Source organism: Lysobacter cavernae (assembly GCF_042648505.1).
GTDB classification, from domain to species: domain Bacteria; phylum Pseudomonadota; class Gammaproteobacteria; order Xanthomonadales; family Xanthomonadaceae; genus Lysobacter_L; species Lysobacter_L cavernae.
This window is the reverse complement of record NZ_JBHRXK010000001.1, coordinates 436018-450588: the sequence shown is the minus strand read 5'-3', so window position 1 is coordinate 450588 and position 14571 is coordinate 436018. Positions and strand designations below refer to the sequence as shown.

General features: G+C 66.5%; 10 protein-coding genes and 2 tRNA genes. 5 read left to right on the top strand and 7 right to left on the bottom strand.

Annotated elements, in window-relative coordinates; all coding sequences use genetic code 11:
• Window positions 1-265: 265 nt before the first annotated feature.
• The 5 genes from galE (at window position 266) to ACFOLC_RS02085 (ending at window position 5104) form a co-directional block, all read left to right on the top strand.
• Window positions 266-1333 carry a UDP-glucose 4-epimerase GalE gene (galE, locus tag ACFOLC_RS02105; RefSeq protein ID WP_386757091.1) on the top strand — a complete coding sequence of 356 codons (1068 nt, stop codon included), beginning with the start codon at window positions 266-268 and terminating at the stop codon, window positions 1331-1333.
• Window positions 1334-1552: 219 nt separating this feature from the next.
• Window positions 1553-4186, top strand: a complete 2634-nt coding sequence (alaS, locus tag ACFOLC_RS02100; protein WP_386757090.1) for an alanine--tRNA ligase — start codon at window positions 1553-1555, stop codon at window positions 4184-4186.
• A gap of 137 nt (window positions 4187-4323) precedes the next feature.
• Entirely contained in the window at window positions 4324-4527 is a 204-nt protein-coding gene (csrA, locus tag ACFOLC_RS02095) for a carbon storage regulator CsrA (protein ID WP_386757089.1), read from the top strand.
• A 64-nt stretch (window positions 4528-4591) separates the two neighbouring features.
• Window positions 4592-4684 (top strand) — tRNA-Ser (locus tag ACFOLC_RS02090).
• A 343-nt stretch (window positions 4685-5027) separates the two neighbouring features.
• Window positions 5028-5104, top strand: a tRNA-Arg gene (locus ACFOLC_RS02085).
• Between the two features lie 120 nt (window positions 5105-5224).
• Here ACFOLC_RS02085 and ACFOLC_RS02080 read toward each other — a convergent pair.
• The 7 genes from ACFOLC_RS02080 to ACFOLC_RS02050 form a co-directional block, all read right to left on the bottom strand.
• A complete protein-coding gene (locus tag ACFOLC_RS02080) occupies window positions 5225-5956 on the bottom strand; it encodes a response regulator (protein ID WP_386757088.1) in 732 nt (243 codons plus the stop codon).
• A gap of 195 nt (window positions 5957-6151) precedes the next feature.
• Entirely contained in the window at window positions 6152-8821 is a 2670-nt protein-coding gene (locus tag ACFOLC_RS02075) for an ATP-binding protein (protein WP_386757087.1), read from the bottom strand.
• A 173-nt stretch (window positions 8822-8994) separates the two neighbouring features.
• The gene (kdpC, locus tag ACFOLC_RS02070) at window positions 8995-9603 is read right to left on the bottom strand and encodes a potassium-transporting ATPase subunit KdpC (protein WP_386757086.1); all 609 of its coding nucleotides are present in this window, start codon (window positions 9601-9603) and stop codon (window positions 8995-8997) included.
• Window positions 9604-9720: 117 nt separating this feature from the next.
• Window positions 9721-11739 carry a potassium-transporting ATPase subunit KdpB gene (kdpB, locus tag ACFOLC_RS02065; protein WP_386757935.1) on the bottom strand — a complete coding sequence of 673 codons (2019 nt, stop codon included), beginning with the start codon at window positions 11737-11739 and terminating at the stop codon, window positions 9721-9723.
• Window positions 11740-11788: 49 nt separating this feature from the next.
• On the bottom strand, window positions 11789-13543 hold the full coding sequence (kdpA, locus tag ACFOLC_RS02060) for a potassium-transporting ATPase subunit KdpA (RefSeq protein ID WP_386757085.1): 1755 nt from the start codon (window positions 13541-13543) through the stop codon (window positions 11789-11791).
• A gap of 108 nt (window positions 13544-13651) precedes the next feature.
• A complete protein-coding gene (locus tag ACFOLC_RS02055; RefSeq protein ID WP_386757084.1) occupies window positions 13652-13744 on the bottom strand; it encodes a potassium-transporting ATPase subunit F in 93 nt (30 codons plus the stop codon).
• Window positions 13745-13754: 10 nt separating this feature from the next.
• Entirely contained in the window at window positions 13755-14480 is a 726-nt protein-coding gene (locus ACFOLC_RS02050; RefSeq protein ID WP_386757083.1) for a TorF family putative porin, read from the bottom strand.
• Between the last annotated feature and the right edge of the window lie 91 nt (window positions 14481-14571).

Below are 14571 nucleotides of genomic sequence, written 5' to 3'. Positions count from 1 at the left end.
CTCCCCTCAGGTCGACTCTTCATTCGTTGTGCTCGTGCGTCTGCTGGACGTGGTGTCTCGGTGTTAACGGCGATTTGTCCTGCGTCCGGCCAGCGGCCGCGTGCTTCATCGCTGTCGTTGGCGATGGACGTTCTGACATCCAGTTTGCGTTGATGGAGATCAAGGGGGCCGGGGCGCGGCCAGGGATCTGCTGCACATGCACGACAAACTCCGGCTGCGCATTCTGGTCTGCGGTGGCGCGGGCTACATCGGCAGCCACACCTGCGTGGCACTGGCCGAACGCGGCCACCGCGTGGTCATCGCCGACAGTCTGGTCAACAGCTCGCAACAGGTGCTTTGGCGTCTGCGTCATGTGATCGGTGCGCCGATCGGGTTCGAGCAGGTGGACCTGTGCGACAAGGCCGCGATCATGGAGCTTCTGGCACGCCACCGGTTCGATGCGGTGATCCACTTCGCCGCACTCAAATCCGTCGGTGAATCCTGCGAACGCCCGCTGGATTACTTCGAGAACAACATCAGCGGCACGATCAATCTGCTGCAGGCGATGCGCGCGTCCGGCGTGCGGCGGCTGGTGTTCAGTTCGTCGGCGACGGTCTACGGGGATCCGGAACGGGTGCCGGTGCGCGAGGATGCCCGGTTGCAGGTCACCAATCCCTATGGCCGCACCAAACTGGTGATGGAGCAGCTGATCGAAGACCTGTGCCGTTCCGATGCCTCGTTCCGTGCCGCCAACCTGCGTTACTTCAATCCGGTCGGCGCACACGTCTCGGGCCTGATCGGCGAAGACCCCGGCGGCACGCCCAACAACCTGATGCCCTACATCTGCCAGGTGGCGGTGGGGCGGCGCGACCGGCTGCGGGTCTTCGGTGGCGACTACCCGACCGTGGACGGCACCGGCGTGCGCGACTACATCCACGTCACCGACCTGGCCCGGGCGCACGTGGATGCCGTGGACTACCTGCTGCGTAGTGAGGGCAACCTGACCGTCAATCTGGGCACGGGACAGGGGGTCAGCGTGCTGGAGCTGGTGCAGGCGTTCGAGCAGGTGTCGGGCCGCGCGATTCCCTACGAGGTCGTGGATCGCCGTCCTGGCGACGTCGCGGCGGTCTATGCCGACCCGTCGCTGGCGCAACGGCTACTGGGCTGGCGGGCACAGTGCGACGTCGTTGCCATGTGCCGGGACGCCTGGCATTGGCAATCGCGGCACCCGCAGGGCTATGCCAGCCCCATGCGGGACCGCCGCCAGCTCGCCGTTCCGCCACAGGTGGAGCGGCGGCGCGGCCACCTGCGCGGCGAGCCCGGGGCCGTCCGCAGGGTCGTTCACGCGCCCTGACTCTGGAGCGGGCAGGGTGGGCATCGCCCGAGCCGCCTGCCCGGCGCCCTTTGATGGTTCAGACTGCCTGACGGGCGCGCTAAGGCCCGCGCAGGCTGCTATGCTTGTTGACTTCCCGGTTTTTGCTTGTCTGCTCGAGATGGCGGCCCCAATGTGTCAAGGGCCGCAGGCCACGGGTGTGCGGCGACTCCGACCCGCCCTTCGCCTTCCGCGTCAAGCATGAAAACCACTACCGAAATCCGCAGCGATTTCCTCGAATTCTTTCGCGGCAAAGGCCACACCATCGTGCCGTCGGCACCGCTGGTGCCCGCCAACGACCCGACCTTGCTGTTCACCAACTCGGGCATGGTCCAGTTCAAGAACGTGTTTCTCGGCAGCGAGAAGCCCGGCTACGTGCGCGCGGCCGACGTGCAGCGCTGCCTGCGTGCCGGCGGCAAGCACAACGACCTCGACCAGGTCGGCTACACCGCGCGCCACCACACCTTCTTCGAGATGCTGGGCAACTGGTCGTTCGGCGACTACTTCAAGGCCGAGGCGATCGCCTGGGCCTGGGAACTGCTGACCGGGGTCTGGGGCCTGCCGGCCGAGCACCTGCTGGTCACGGTCTACCACACCGACGACGAGGCCTACGACCTCTGGCACAACAAGATCGGCGTGCCGGCCGAGCGCATCGTCCGCATCGGTGACAACAAGGGCGCGCCGTACGCTTCCGACAACTTCTGGCAGATGGCCGACACCGGCCCCTGCGGTCCGTGCACCGAGATCTTCTACGACCACGGCGAGCAGCACTTCGGCGGCCCGCCGGGTTCGCCCGACGAGGACGGCGACCGCTACATCGAGATCTGGAACCTGGTGTTCATGCAGTTCGACCGCCAGCCCGATGGCACCCTGGTGCCGCTGCCGGCGCCGTGCGTCGACACTGGCATGGGCCTGGAGCGCCTGGCTGCCGTGCTGCAGCACGTGCACGGCAACTACGAGATCGATCTGTTCCGCCACCTGATCGTCAAGGCGGCCGAATTCACCGGCACCAACGACCTGGGCAACAAATCGCTGCGCGTGATCGCCGATCACATCCGCGCCTGTTCGTTCCTTATCGTCGATGGCGTGCTGCCCAGCAACGAAGGCCGCGGCTACGTGCTGCGCCGGATCATCCGTCGCGCCCTGCGCCACGGCTGGATGCTCGGCCAGAAGGGACCGTTCTTCCACCGCATGGTCGCGCCGCTGGTCGAGGTGATGGGTGACGCCTATCCGGAGCTGGCGGCCAAGCGTGAGTTCGTCGAGCGGGCACTGCTCGCCGAGGAGGAGCGTTTTGCCGAGACGCTGGATTCGGGCATGCGCATCTTCGACGAGGTTGCGGCTCGCTCCCAAGGTGTGATCCCGGGTGCCGATGCGTTCCGCCTGTACGACACCTACGGCTTCCCGGTCGACCTGACCGCCGACATCGCGCGCGAGCGCGGCCTGTCGGTCGACATGGCCGGTTTCGACCAGTCGATGGAAGAGCAGCGCCGCAAGGCGCGCGAGGCCGGCAAGTTTGGCAACGCCACCACGATGCCGGCCGAGCTGGCCGCGCAGCTGTCGCCGACCCGGTTCCTGGGTTACGAACAGTTGGCAGAGGACGACCTCGAAGTCGTGGCGCTGCTGTGCGACGGCCGCCCGGTCGAGCAGATCGCCGCCGGCGACGAAGCGGTGGTGATTCTCGATCGCACCCCGTTCTATGCCGAAAGCGGCGGCCAGGTCGGCGACGCTGGCGAAATCGATGCCGGCACGACCCGTTTCGTCGTGCGCGACACGCAGAAATTCGCCGGCCAGTTCCACGGCCACCTCGGCACGCTCGCCGCCGGCACGCTCAAGCGCGGAGATCGCGTGCGTGCCACGATCGACGCGGCCCGCCGTGACGCCACCGTGCTCAACCATTCGGCTACGCACCTGCTGCACGCCGCGCTGCGCGGCGTGCTCGGTGATCACGTCACCCAGAAGGGCTCATTGGTCGCGCCGGACCGGCTGCGTTTCGACTTCGCCCATTTCGCTCCGCTCAGCGCGACCGAGTTGGCCGAGATCGAACGCCGTGTCAATGCCGAGATCCGCAACAACGCGGCCGTCGAAGTGCATCACATGGGCATGCAGGAAGCGCTCGACTTCGGCGCCCTGGCGCTGTTTGGCGAGAAGTACGGCGACCGCGTGCGCGTGTTGCGCATGGGCGAGGCTTCGACCGAGCTGTGCGGCGGCACCCATGTGTCGCGCACCGGCGATATCGGCTTGTTCAAGATCGTCTCCGAGGGCGGTGTCTCTGCCGGGGTGCGCCGCATCGAGGCGCAGACCGGGCAGGGCGCGCTCGACTACGTCGACGAAGAGGAACGCCGCCTGGAGGAAGCAGCGCGACTGCTGGGCGGCAACGCAGCGGACGTGTCCGAGAAACTGCGGGCCCTGCTCGAGCGGCAGAATAAGCTCGAGCGCGAACTCGATACCTTCAAGGCCAAGGCCGCCACCGGCGCGACCTCCGACCTGGGCGCCTCGGCGGCGCAGGTCCATGGGGTCAAGGTGGTGGCGACCCGGCTCGAAGGGTTTGATGCCAAGGCGTTGCGCGAGGCGGTCGATCGCCTCAAGCAACAACTGGGCGATGCCGTAATCGTGTTGGCGGGTGCCAGCGACGGCAAGGCGGCACTGGTCGCCGGAGTGAATGGAAGCGCGGCTGGCAAGGTCAAGGCGGGGGAACTGATCGCCCACGTTGCCAGTCAGATCAATGGCAAGGGCGGTGGTCGCGCCGACATGGCCCAAGGCGGCGGCGATGACGGTCCGGCTCTGGCCGGGGCCTTGGCCGGTGTCACGGGCTGGGTTGAACAGAAGCTTATCTGAACGGCAGACAGTGACCTTTTGCGGTTGCGGCCCGGTTTGACCGGCCGCTACTATGGTTCACGTTTGTGTACGAACTGGAGGCGCTCCCGGGAGCGCCGCATTGTCGGTAGGGAACTGCCGGCCATAGGAGATGTTAGATGCTGATCCTGACGCGTCGCGTCGGTGAAACCTTGATGATCGGCGACTCGGTGACTGTCACCGTGCTCGGCGTCAAGGGTAACCAGGTGCGTATCGGAATTACCGCACCGAAAGATGTCGCAGTACATCGCGAAGAGATCTACCAGCGCATCCAGCGAGGCGAAGAGCCCGCTGACGATTCGGGCAAGAACGCAGGCGGCTGACACAAATTGTTTGCCGCGCGCGGAGCAAGCCGTTATGCTTTGCGCCCGCAACGCTTTACGTCGCGGAGACTTGCCCGAGTGGCTGAAGGGGCTCCCCTGCTAAGGGAGTATGGGGTCAAAAGCTCCATCGAGGGTTCGAATCCCTCAGTCTCCGCCATTACCATGGCTACGACTTTGGATTACCGGCCATCGTGCTCACGCGCGATGGCGTTCGACCCTGGCGTGAGCCAGTGGCTCGCAAACGCCAGGCCTCACCCCTCAGTCTCCGCCAGTTTTGCTGGTTGAGTTCGTGACATTCCCGTCGTGCATTGCGCGCCGGTCATGCGAACGGATGCAGGAAACTCCTGCCTCGTTCCATCATCGTCCTCAACCAGATTGGCGCATCGTCCTTGGACGATTCGCTCTGTCGGTCATGCACGGATGCATGCATCGATCGACAGAAAAAAGTTTCGGAAAATATTTGACGAATCGGTAACGAGACGCCATAATTTTCCGACTGAGCGCCCGTAGCTCAGCTGGATAGAGCACCAGGCTACGAACTTGGTGGTCGGGAGTTCGAATCTCTCCGGGCGCACCACTACAAAAGCACAAGGGTCAATGGGTTAACGCTCATTGGCCCTTGTGCCTTTTTATGCATGCATAACGCGCGTGCCGTGACTCGCGGTGGCGATGCCAGCGATCCCGTTTGCAGCGCAGATCAAGGCGGAGGAACGCGCTCGATGAAGCGCAGGCCGACGCCCGGTTCTGTCGCGATCCAACGCGGCGCTGCGGCGTCATCGCCGAGTTTGTGTCGCAGCTTTCCCACCAGGATGCGCAGGTAGTGCGTGTCGTGCTGGTGGGTGGGGCCCCACAATTCGCGCAGCAATTGCGGCTGGGTGACGACGCGGCCGGCGTGCAGCAACAGCAGGGCCAGCAGCGCGTACTCCTTGCGTGCCAGTGCCACCAGTTCGCCGTCGAGACGCACCTCGCGGCGGGCCAGGTCGATGTGCAGGTGGCCGTCATCGAACACCGGTGCAGCCTCGTTTGAAGCGGTGTGGGAGCGCAATAGCGCACGCACGCGCGCCATCAGTTCCTGCACGCCAAACGGCTTGGTGACGTAGTCATTGGCACCGGCATCGAGCGCGGCGACCTTCTCGGCTTCGCCGGCGCGCACCGTCAACAGGATCACCGGCACCGACGACCACTGCCGCAATTCACGCAGCACCTCGTGGCCATCGCGGTCGGGCAGGCCGAGGTCGAGGATCACCAGGTCGGCACCGTGGGTGGCGAGGGCTTCCAGTCCACCGCCGCCGGTCTCGGCCGTTTCGACCACGTAGCCCTGCGCGCGCAGGCTGATATCGAGAAACTTGCGGATCTGCGGTTCGTCGTCGACAACGAGGACGCGAGGCGGCGGTGTGCTGGCGTTGTCGGGGGGGCGGGCATCGCTCATGGAGTCTGCTTATTTTGACTTTTGCCCGTCATTCCCGCGCAGGCGGGAATCAGGGACGTGGCTTCAGTATGTGGACTCGCCCCGTTGCCATCAAAGGCGGAAGTCCTTGGATGGTGCAGCCCTCCGGCTGGCAAAAAAAGCCTCGTCTACTCGGGGATGACGAATCCTTCCTGGATTCGGGTCGCTTGAACTCGCCTAGGGCTCGATACGCGGCAGGGTAATCCGGATCGTGGTGCCGCGCCCATCCATGCCCGGATGCGCCTCCACGCTGCCGCCGTGCGCGCCGATCATGCCCTGGCAGATCGCCAGGCCCAGACCGGTGCCCTGGCGGCCGCGGTCGCCACGCTCAACGCTGTAGAACATGTCGAAGATGCGCTTGCGCTCGTCCTCGGGGATGCCCGGGCCGCGATCGCGCACGTCGATGCGCAGTTGTCCGTCGTCGAGCAGCTTCGCTTCCACGGCGACCTTCTGACCGGCCGGCGAGAACCTGGCGGCGTTTTCCAGCACGTTGAACAGTGCCTGCTCGACCAGGGCCGGATGCACCCAGATCGGTTTCAGTCCCGGTTCGATGCTGACCTCGAAACGCGCGCCCGGTTCGTAACGCTGCAGGCGCGCGACGGCCGAACCGATCAGCTCGTCGACGCCGATCCAGTCGCGGTTGAGGGTGAGGCCGCCGTGGCCGAGGCGGGTCATGTCGAGCAGGTTCTGGATGTAACGGTCCAGGCGCTCGCCCTCGATGCGGATGGTCTCGAGCAGGCTGTGGCGGTCCTCGCGGCTCATCGCCTCGGCGTAGTTGTCGAGGCTGCTGGCGGCGCCGATGATCGCCGCCAGCGGCGAGCGCAGGTCGTGCGAGACCGACGACAGCAGGGCCGAGCGCAAGCGTTCGGTCTCGTTGCCGATGCGCGCGTCCTCGAGGTCGGCGACCAGCCGCGTGCGGACCAGGGCCTGGGCGATGTCTTCCGCCATCGCCTCGGCCAGGCGCCGTTGCTCGGCGCCAAGACGATGCTGCTGCGATGGAAAGCGCAGGCCGACCACGCCGCCCTGGCTGCCATCGATCGCCAGGGGCAGGAACCACCATTCCGACCCAGCCAGCGTGTCGGTGTAGCGGCCGGCGGCTTGCCCATGCTTGAGTGCCCAGTCGGCCGCGGCGCGGTCCTTGTCGCTCATCGCCGGCGCGCCTTCGCCGTGCAGCGCCTGATCGCCGATGCGGATCATCACGTCGGCCCCGAGCGATCGCTTGAGTGCCTCGCGGCCGGCCTGCAGTACCTGGCCCCGGTCGGCCGCAGCGGCCAGTTGTCGGCCCAGCGTCTGCAAGGCGGTCGCTTGCGCGTTGGCGGCACGCAATGCCAGCACCTGCATGCGCAGCTTCGAGGCCAGGCGCCCCGCCACCAGCGCGGCGACCAGGAACAGCACCACCGTGGTCACGCCCTGGCGCGCACCGATCAGCAAGGTGAAGCGCGGCTCGATGAAGAAGAAATTGTAGGCGAGGAAGCACAACCCGGCAGCGATCACGGCCGCGGCCATGCGTGTGCGCGCGGCGACCAGCACCACCGCGACGATGAAGATCAGGGACAGGTCGTCGAGGCCGATCCAGCGCTCGGCGATCCAGCCCAGCGCGGTGGCCACAGTTGCGGCGATCACCGCCAGGGCCGCGTCGTTGCGGGTCAGGTAGCCGCCCAATTGGTGCACCGAGCGCCGCGCCTTGGCGCGTGCCTCGGGCGTGCTGACGATGGTCAGCTCGTAATGCGCGCCGCGCTGGATCAACTGCTGGGTGAGCGTGCGGTTGACCATGCGCGCGAACGGCCGCTCGCGGGTGCGGCCGAGCACGATGGTGCTGGCACCGGAGCGGCCGGCGTGGTCGAGCAGGGCCTCGACGACGTTGCCGCCGTGCACCACCACCGCGTCGCCGCCGAGGCGGCGGGCGAGGGCAAAGGCCCGGTCGAGTTCAAGCTGCTGCGCTTCGTCCGGCACCGCACTGGCCTGCACGGTGACCACGGTCCACGGCGCGTCGCGGCGCTCTGCAATGCGACGGGTCACGCGCACCAGGTACTCGGACTGGCCGCGGCCGTCGATCGCCACCATCACGCCGCGGCGCAGCGGCACGCCGGGCAGGCCGCGCGCGGTCTGTGCCTCGCGCAGGTCGCTGTCGACACGGTCGGCGGCAGTCTGCATCGCCAGCTCGCGCAGCGCGGTGAGGTTGCTGGGCGAGAAGAACGCCTGCAGCGCGTGCGCGGCCTGCTCGGGCACGTAGACCTTGCCCTGCTGCAGGCGCTCGATCAGCTCGCGCGGTGGCAGGTCGACCAGGACGATGTCGCGCAGGCGGTCGAACACCGCGTCGGGCACGGTCTCGCTGACGCGCACGCCGGTGATCCGGTGCACCACGTCGTTGAGGCTTTCCAGATGCTGGATATTGATGGTGGTGTAGACGTCGATGCCGGCGTCGAGCAGTTCAACGACGTCCTGCCAGCGCCGCTCGTGGCGGCTGCCCGGGGCATTGCGGTGGGCGAGTTCGTCGACCAGCGCCAGCTTCGGCTTGCGCGCGAGCAGGGCGTCGAGGTCGAGTTCTTCGAGCACGCGGCTTCGGCCATTGCTGGGCGTGTAGTCGAGCCGCTTGCGTGGTAGCACCTCCAGGCCTTCGACCAGGGCGCTGGTCTCGCTGCGGCCGTGGGTCTCGACCAGGCCGACGACGACATCGAGGCCGCGGCGCTGCAGTTCGCGCGCGCGGCTGAGCATCGTGTAGGTCTTGCCGACACCGGGGGCGGCGCCGAGGAAGATCGTCAGGCGGCCGGCGCCTTGACGTTGCAGTTCTCCGATCAGGGCATCGGCTTGCTGTTGACGAAGCGCGTCGCTGCGGGCGTCACTCATGCGGTCATTGTGCCTGTAAAGCCATCGGCCCCGCTTCGTGGGGGCGTGTCAAAGAAAGAATCATCCCCGCCAAGGCGGGGGGCGTGTCAGAAAAAGAATCATCCCTGCCAAGGCGGGGGCGTGTCAGAAAAAGAATCATCCCCGCCAAGGCGGGGATGATGGGGCATTGCCTGTCAGCGCTTTGCGTCGAGGGCCAGGTTGAGCTGCAGCACGTTGACCCGCGGCTGTCCGAGCAAACCGTATTGGGCTTGCTCGGTGTGTGCCTCCACGAGCGCGGTGACGTCAGCCTCGCTGAGCCCGCGCGCCTTCGCGACACGGGCGATCTGCACCTGGGCGCCGCGTGGCGACAGGTGCGGATCGAGGCCGCCACCGGACTGGGTGATCAGCTCGGCGGGGACGTCACTGACGGGGATGCCTTCACGTGCGGCCACTTCGGCCGTCAGCTCGGCCATGCGCTTGCGCAGGTCCGGGTTGGTACGTGCCATGTTGCTGCCGGCCGCGGCCATCGGGTCGTAGCCGGCTGCCGACGGACGCGGCTGGAAGTAGCGTGCGTCGCCGAACGGCTGGGCTACCAGGGCCGAGCCACGCTCCTTGCCATCGATCGTGATGATGCTGCCGGTGGCTTGTTGCGGGAACAGCACGCGCCCCAGGGTGGCACCGACCAGCGAGTAGAGAAAACCGAAGCCGAGCAGGATCACCACGGTGAACAGCAGGCTCGCACGCAGCGAGGTGCCGTCTTCGAGCATTGCAGATGGGGCTTGGATGATTGTGTTTACATTCATGGGAATTTGCTTCCAGCACAAAAAATGACGTGACCTATCGCGGATCGCCCCGGCCCAAGCGCATGGCGCTTGGGCGTTCGCAGACGCGCGAGCCAGTGGCTCGCAAGCAGCGTCCGCTCACCCCAATGCCACAAGGACGAGGTCGATCAGCTTGATGGCGACGAACGGCAGCAGCACACCGCCGACGCCGTAGATCAGCATGTTCCGACGCAGCAACGACACCGCGCTGGCCGGCTTGAAGCGCACCCCGGCCAGGGCCAGCGGAATCAGCGCCGGGATGATGATCGCGTTGAAGATCAGCGCCGCCAGCACCGCGTTGCGCGGGCTGGACAGCTGCATGATGTTGAGCGCGGCCATCGACGGGATGGCGGCGGCGAACAAGGCCGGCAGGATCGCGAAGTACTTGGACACGTCGTTGGCCAGCGAGAACGTGGTCAGCGCGCCGCGAGTGATCAGCTGCTGCTTGCCGACCTCGACCACCGCCAGCAGCTTGGCCGGATCGCTGTCCAGATCGACCATGTTGCCGGCTTCCTTGGCCGCCTGCGTGCCCGAGTTCATCGCCAGACCGACGTCGGCCTGGGCCAGCGCCGGGGCATCGTTGGTGCCGTCGCCGACCATCGCCACCAGCCGGCCGCCGGCCTGTTCGGCACGAATGCGGGCGAGCTTGTCTTCCGGGCGGGCTTCGGCGATGTAATCGTCGACGCCGGCCTCGGCGGCGATGGCTGCAGCGGTGAGCGGGTTGTCGCCGGTGATCATCACCGTGCGCACGCCCATCGCACGCAAGCGAGCGAAGCGCTCTTTGACGCCGTACTTGACCACGTCCGACAGCTCGATCACGCCGAGGATGTGGCGGCCTTCGGCGACCACCAGCGGGGTAGCGCCGCCGCGAGCGACCTGTTCGATGCGCGCGGCCAGTTCCGGTACGACTTGGCCGCCGAGCAACTGCACGTGCTGGCCGATCGAGTCGCCGGCACCCTTGCGGATGACCCGGTCGCCCAGATCGACACCGGACATGCGGGTCTGCGCGGTGAACTGCACGTAGTTGGCGTGCTCGGGCTCGGGCACGGTGCTCTTGAGTTCGCGGGCCAGGCGCACGATCGACTTGCCTTCCGGGGTCGGGTCGGCCAGCGACGACAGCAGCGCCGCGTCGCGCAGCTGCGAGGCATCGATACCGGCCAGCGGGTGGAACGCGGTGGCCTGGCGATCGCCGTGGGTGATCGTGCCGGTCTTGTCGAGCAGCAGCACGTCGACGTCACCGGCCACTTCCACCGCCTTGCCCGACTTGGCCAGCACGTTGGCCGACAGCGCGCGGTTCATGCCGGCGATGCCGATGGCCGGCAGCAGGCCGCCGATGGTGGTCGGGATCAGGCACACCAGCAGCGCGATCAGCAGCAGCGGATCGAGCTTGGCGTCGACGAAACCGGCCAGCGCGGGCAGGGTGGCGACCACGACCAGGAAGGTCAGTGTCATCGCTGCCAGCAGCATCGTCAGCGCGATCTCGTTCGGCGTCTTCTGGCGATTGGCGCCCTCGACCAGCGCGATCATGCGGTCGAGGAAGCTGTGGCCCGGTTCGGCGCTGACCTGGACGATGATCTCGTCCGACAGCACCTTGGTGCCACCGATCACGCCGGAGCGGTCAGTACCGGCCTCGCGCAGCACCGGTGCGGACTCGCCGGTGACGGCCGCTTCGTTGATGGTCGCGACGCCGTGGACGATCTCGCCGTCGGCGGGGATCAATTCACCAGCGGAGACGATCACGCGGTCGCCCGGCTTCAGCGAGGCCGCGGCAATGCGGCTTTCGCCCTTGCCGTTGTCCAGCCGACGGGCGACCAGGTCGCGCCGCGCCGCACGCAGCGAGGCGGCCTGGCCACGGCCACGTGCCTCGGCCACGGCTTCGGCGAAGTTGGCGAACAGCACGGTCACGAACAGGATCGCCGTCACCGCGATGCCGAAGGCCGCATTGCCTGGCGTGGCCACGGTGATCAGCGCCGACAGCACCGTGCCGAGCAGCACGACCGCCATGACAGGGCTTTTTACCGCTTGCCGCGGCGACAGTTTGCGGAACGACTCGATCAGTGTGGTGCGAAGCGCCGCGGCGTCGAGACCAGCGACGGCCTGGCGGCGGGCCGCACCCAGATGGGAATTACCCGGAGGGATTTGAATAGTGTCAGTCACGTTTGTTACCTCAGAGTCCCGTTGCCGAGCTGGTCAAAGCCAGGTGGTCGGCGATGGGGCCCAGTACGAGGGCGGGCATGAATTGCAGCACCGTCAGGATCACGATCACTGCGATCAGGGTCAGCGAGAAGGTCGGCGTTTCCACGTGCAGGGTGCCGCTGCTCTCCGGGGCCACGCGCTTCTTCGCCATCAGGCCGGCGACGGCCAGCGGCACGATCAACGCGGGGAAGCGGCCCAGTGCGAGTACCAGCGCGCAGCTCAGGTTCCACCAGTAGGTCGCGTCGCCGAGTCCTTCGAAGCCGGAGCCGTTGTTGGCGTAGGCCGAGGAGTACTCGTAGAACACCTGACTGATGCCGTGGAAGCCCGGATTGGAGTTTCCGGTCCATTCCGGCACGGCCAGCGTGATAGCGGTGAAGGCGAGCAACACGATCGGCTGCAGCAGGATCAGCAGCGCCAGCAGCTTCACTTCAGGCGCCTCGATCTTGCGGCCGAACAGTTCCGGCGTGCGTCCGGTCATCAGGCCGGCCAGGAACACCGCCAGCATCAGGTAGACCAGGAACTGCTGCAGGCCGCAACCGATACCGCCCCAGATCGAGTTGATCAGCATGTTGACGATCGCCACGCCACCGGTCAGCGGCGCCAGCGAGTCGTGCATCGAGTTGACCGAACCGTTGTTGACCTGTGTGGTGACCGAGGACCACAGCGCCGAGGCTTCGGCGCCCAGGCGCACTTCCTTGCCTTCCATCAGCGCCGGATCGGCGGTGGTGGTGGAGTACGCCTCCGACCACAACGACAATCCAGTCGAGGCCAGCGACATCAGCAGCATGGTGCCGAAGACCATGGCCGTGAGCCGTCGCCGACGCGTGAATGGACCGACCATGAAGGTGATCGCGACCGGGATCAGCATGATCCCCAGCATTTCGAGGAAATTGGAGAGCGGCGTCGGGTTTTCCAGCGGCACCGCGCTGTTCGGGCCGTACCAGCCGCCACCGTTGGAACCGAGTTGCTTGATGGCGACCATCGGCGAGACCGGGCCGAGCGGGATCTTCTGCGTCTTCATCTCGACGCTGGCATCGACCGGGGTGATCTGTGGACCGGGTTGCAAGGTCGAGGGCACGCCCTGCGAGGTCAGCAGCACCGACCAGATCAGGCACAGCGGCAGCAGGAAGCGCAACGTGGCGCGGGTCACGTCGACCCAGTAGTTGCCGACGTCGCGGTCCTCACCTTCACGCACAGCGCCATGACCGGAGATGGCCTGGGTACCGCTGGCGGCGGTCTGTTCCATTTCCTGGCGCCCGCCGAACAAGCCACGCAGCGTCGCCACCACCATTGCCAGGCCCATGACCGGCGTGGCCACCTGCAGGCCGACGATGCCGATCATCTGCGACAGGTAGCTGAGCTGGGCCTGCCCCGAGTAGTGCTGCTGGTTGGTGTTGGTCAGGAACGACACCATCGTGTGCAGCGCGGTGTCCCAGCGCATGTTCGGAATGGCATCGGGGTTGAGCGGCAGCCAGGCCTGGACCATGAACTGCACCCAGACCACCAGGCCGACCACGAGGTTGCTCAACGCGAACGCCTTGGCGTAACCGCGCCAGGTCATGCCGCGCTTCGCATCGGTGCCGACTGCCTTGTAGATCAGGCTTTCGACTGGCCCGAACACGCGGTCCAGCCAGGAGCGTTCGCCGCGCATCACGCGGGCCAGGTAGTGTCCCAGCGGCCAACCCAGGCCGATCACCAGGACCATGACAAGAACAGTCTCGATCATTGTTGTGCTCTCAAGCCGTATTCGTGCGGGTACGGGAGTCCAGCGCCTTCACGGTTTTGCCGAAGAAGACGCCGGAGCCCCGCGAATGCGCGGAATGACGGCAGTGTTTTAGAAATCTTCGGGTCGAAGAACCACGTACAGCAGGTACGCGGCGGCAACCACCACCGCGATGCTGCACACCAGAGCCAGCCAGCCAGGCATCGTCGTCTCCTTAGAAGGACGCTTGCAGGGCCGCTTCGATGCGGTTGCCTGCGAACTCATCGCCGAAGATGTCCTCGGCGCTCGAATCGGTGGCATGCGCGGTCAGGCGCAGTTCCAGCGGTGCCTTGACCGCCCAGATCGCGCTGAGCTGACCGTGCAGGTAGCTGTCGTCGTAGACGTCGTCGAGGTAGTAGTAACCGGCGGCGGCCTCGATGCGGAACTGGTCGTTGATCGGGAAGCGCGCACCGACCTGCGTGTAGATGCCGTTCTCGTCGCTGCCGAGGGCTTCCGGCGAGTAGGCCAGCTGCAGCCAGTAGTTGCTCTTCCAGGTCATGGTGCCGTTGAGCTCGACCCAGTTGAGGTCGACCGTGGTCGACGGGTACTGGTAGTACAGGACATTGACGTCCAGCGCCCAGTCATCGGCGACGTTGCCGGCCCAGCCGAGCGTGTAGTCGATCTCGCTGCTGGCGTGGGTTTCCGGGGCGAACTCGACGTTCGAACCCCAGACCGAGCCGTAGAAACCGGACTCGCTGGCGACCTTGAAGCCGGCCTGTGCCGACGGATCACCCTGCGTCTGGGTGGTGCCGCGCCAGACGTAGTCGGTGGTCAGGGTGGCGTTGCCGGTGACCGTGGCGGCCTCGGCGCGTGCGCCCAGGGCGAGCAGGCCGATGCCCGCGCAGGCGGCAAACAGCAGCGGGATGGACGCTTCGCGCGAGCGGAAAAGATGCAGGGACATGCAGGTATCCAGAAAACAGGACGAGGCCCGATTGGCCACGCCGTCATTGTCTGGAGATGCCCAGTAAAGCCTCCATTCCCTGCCGCGCCGG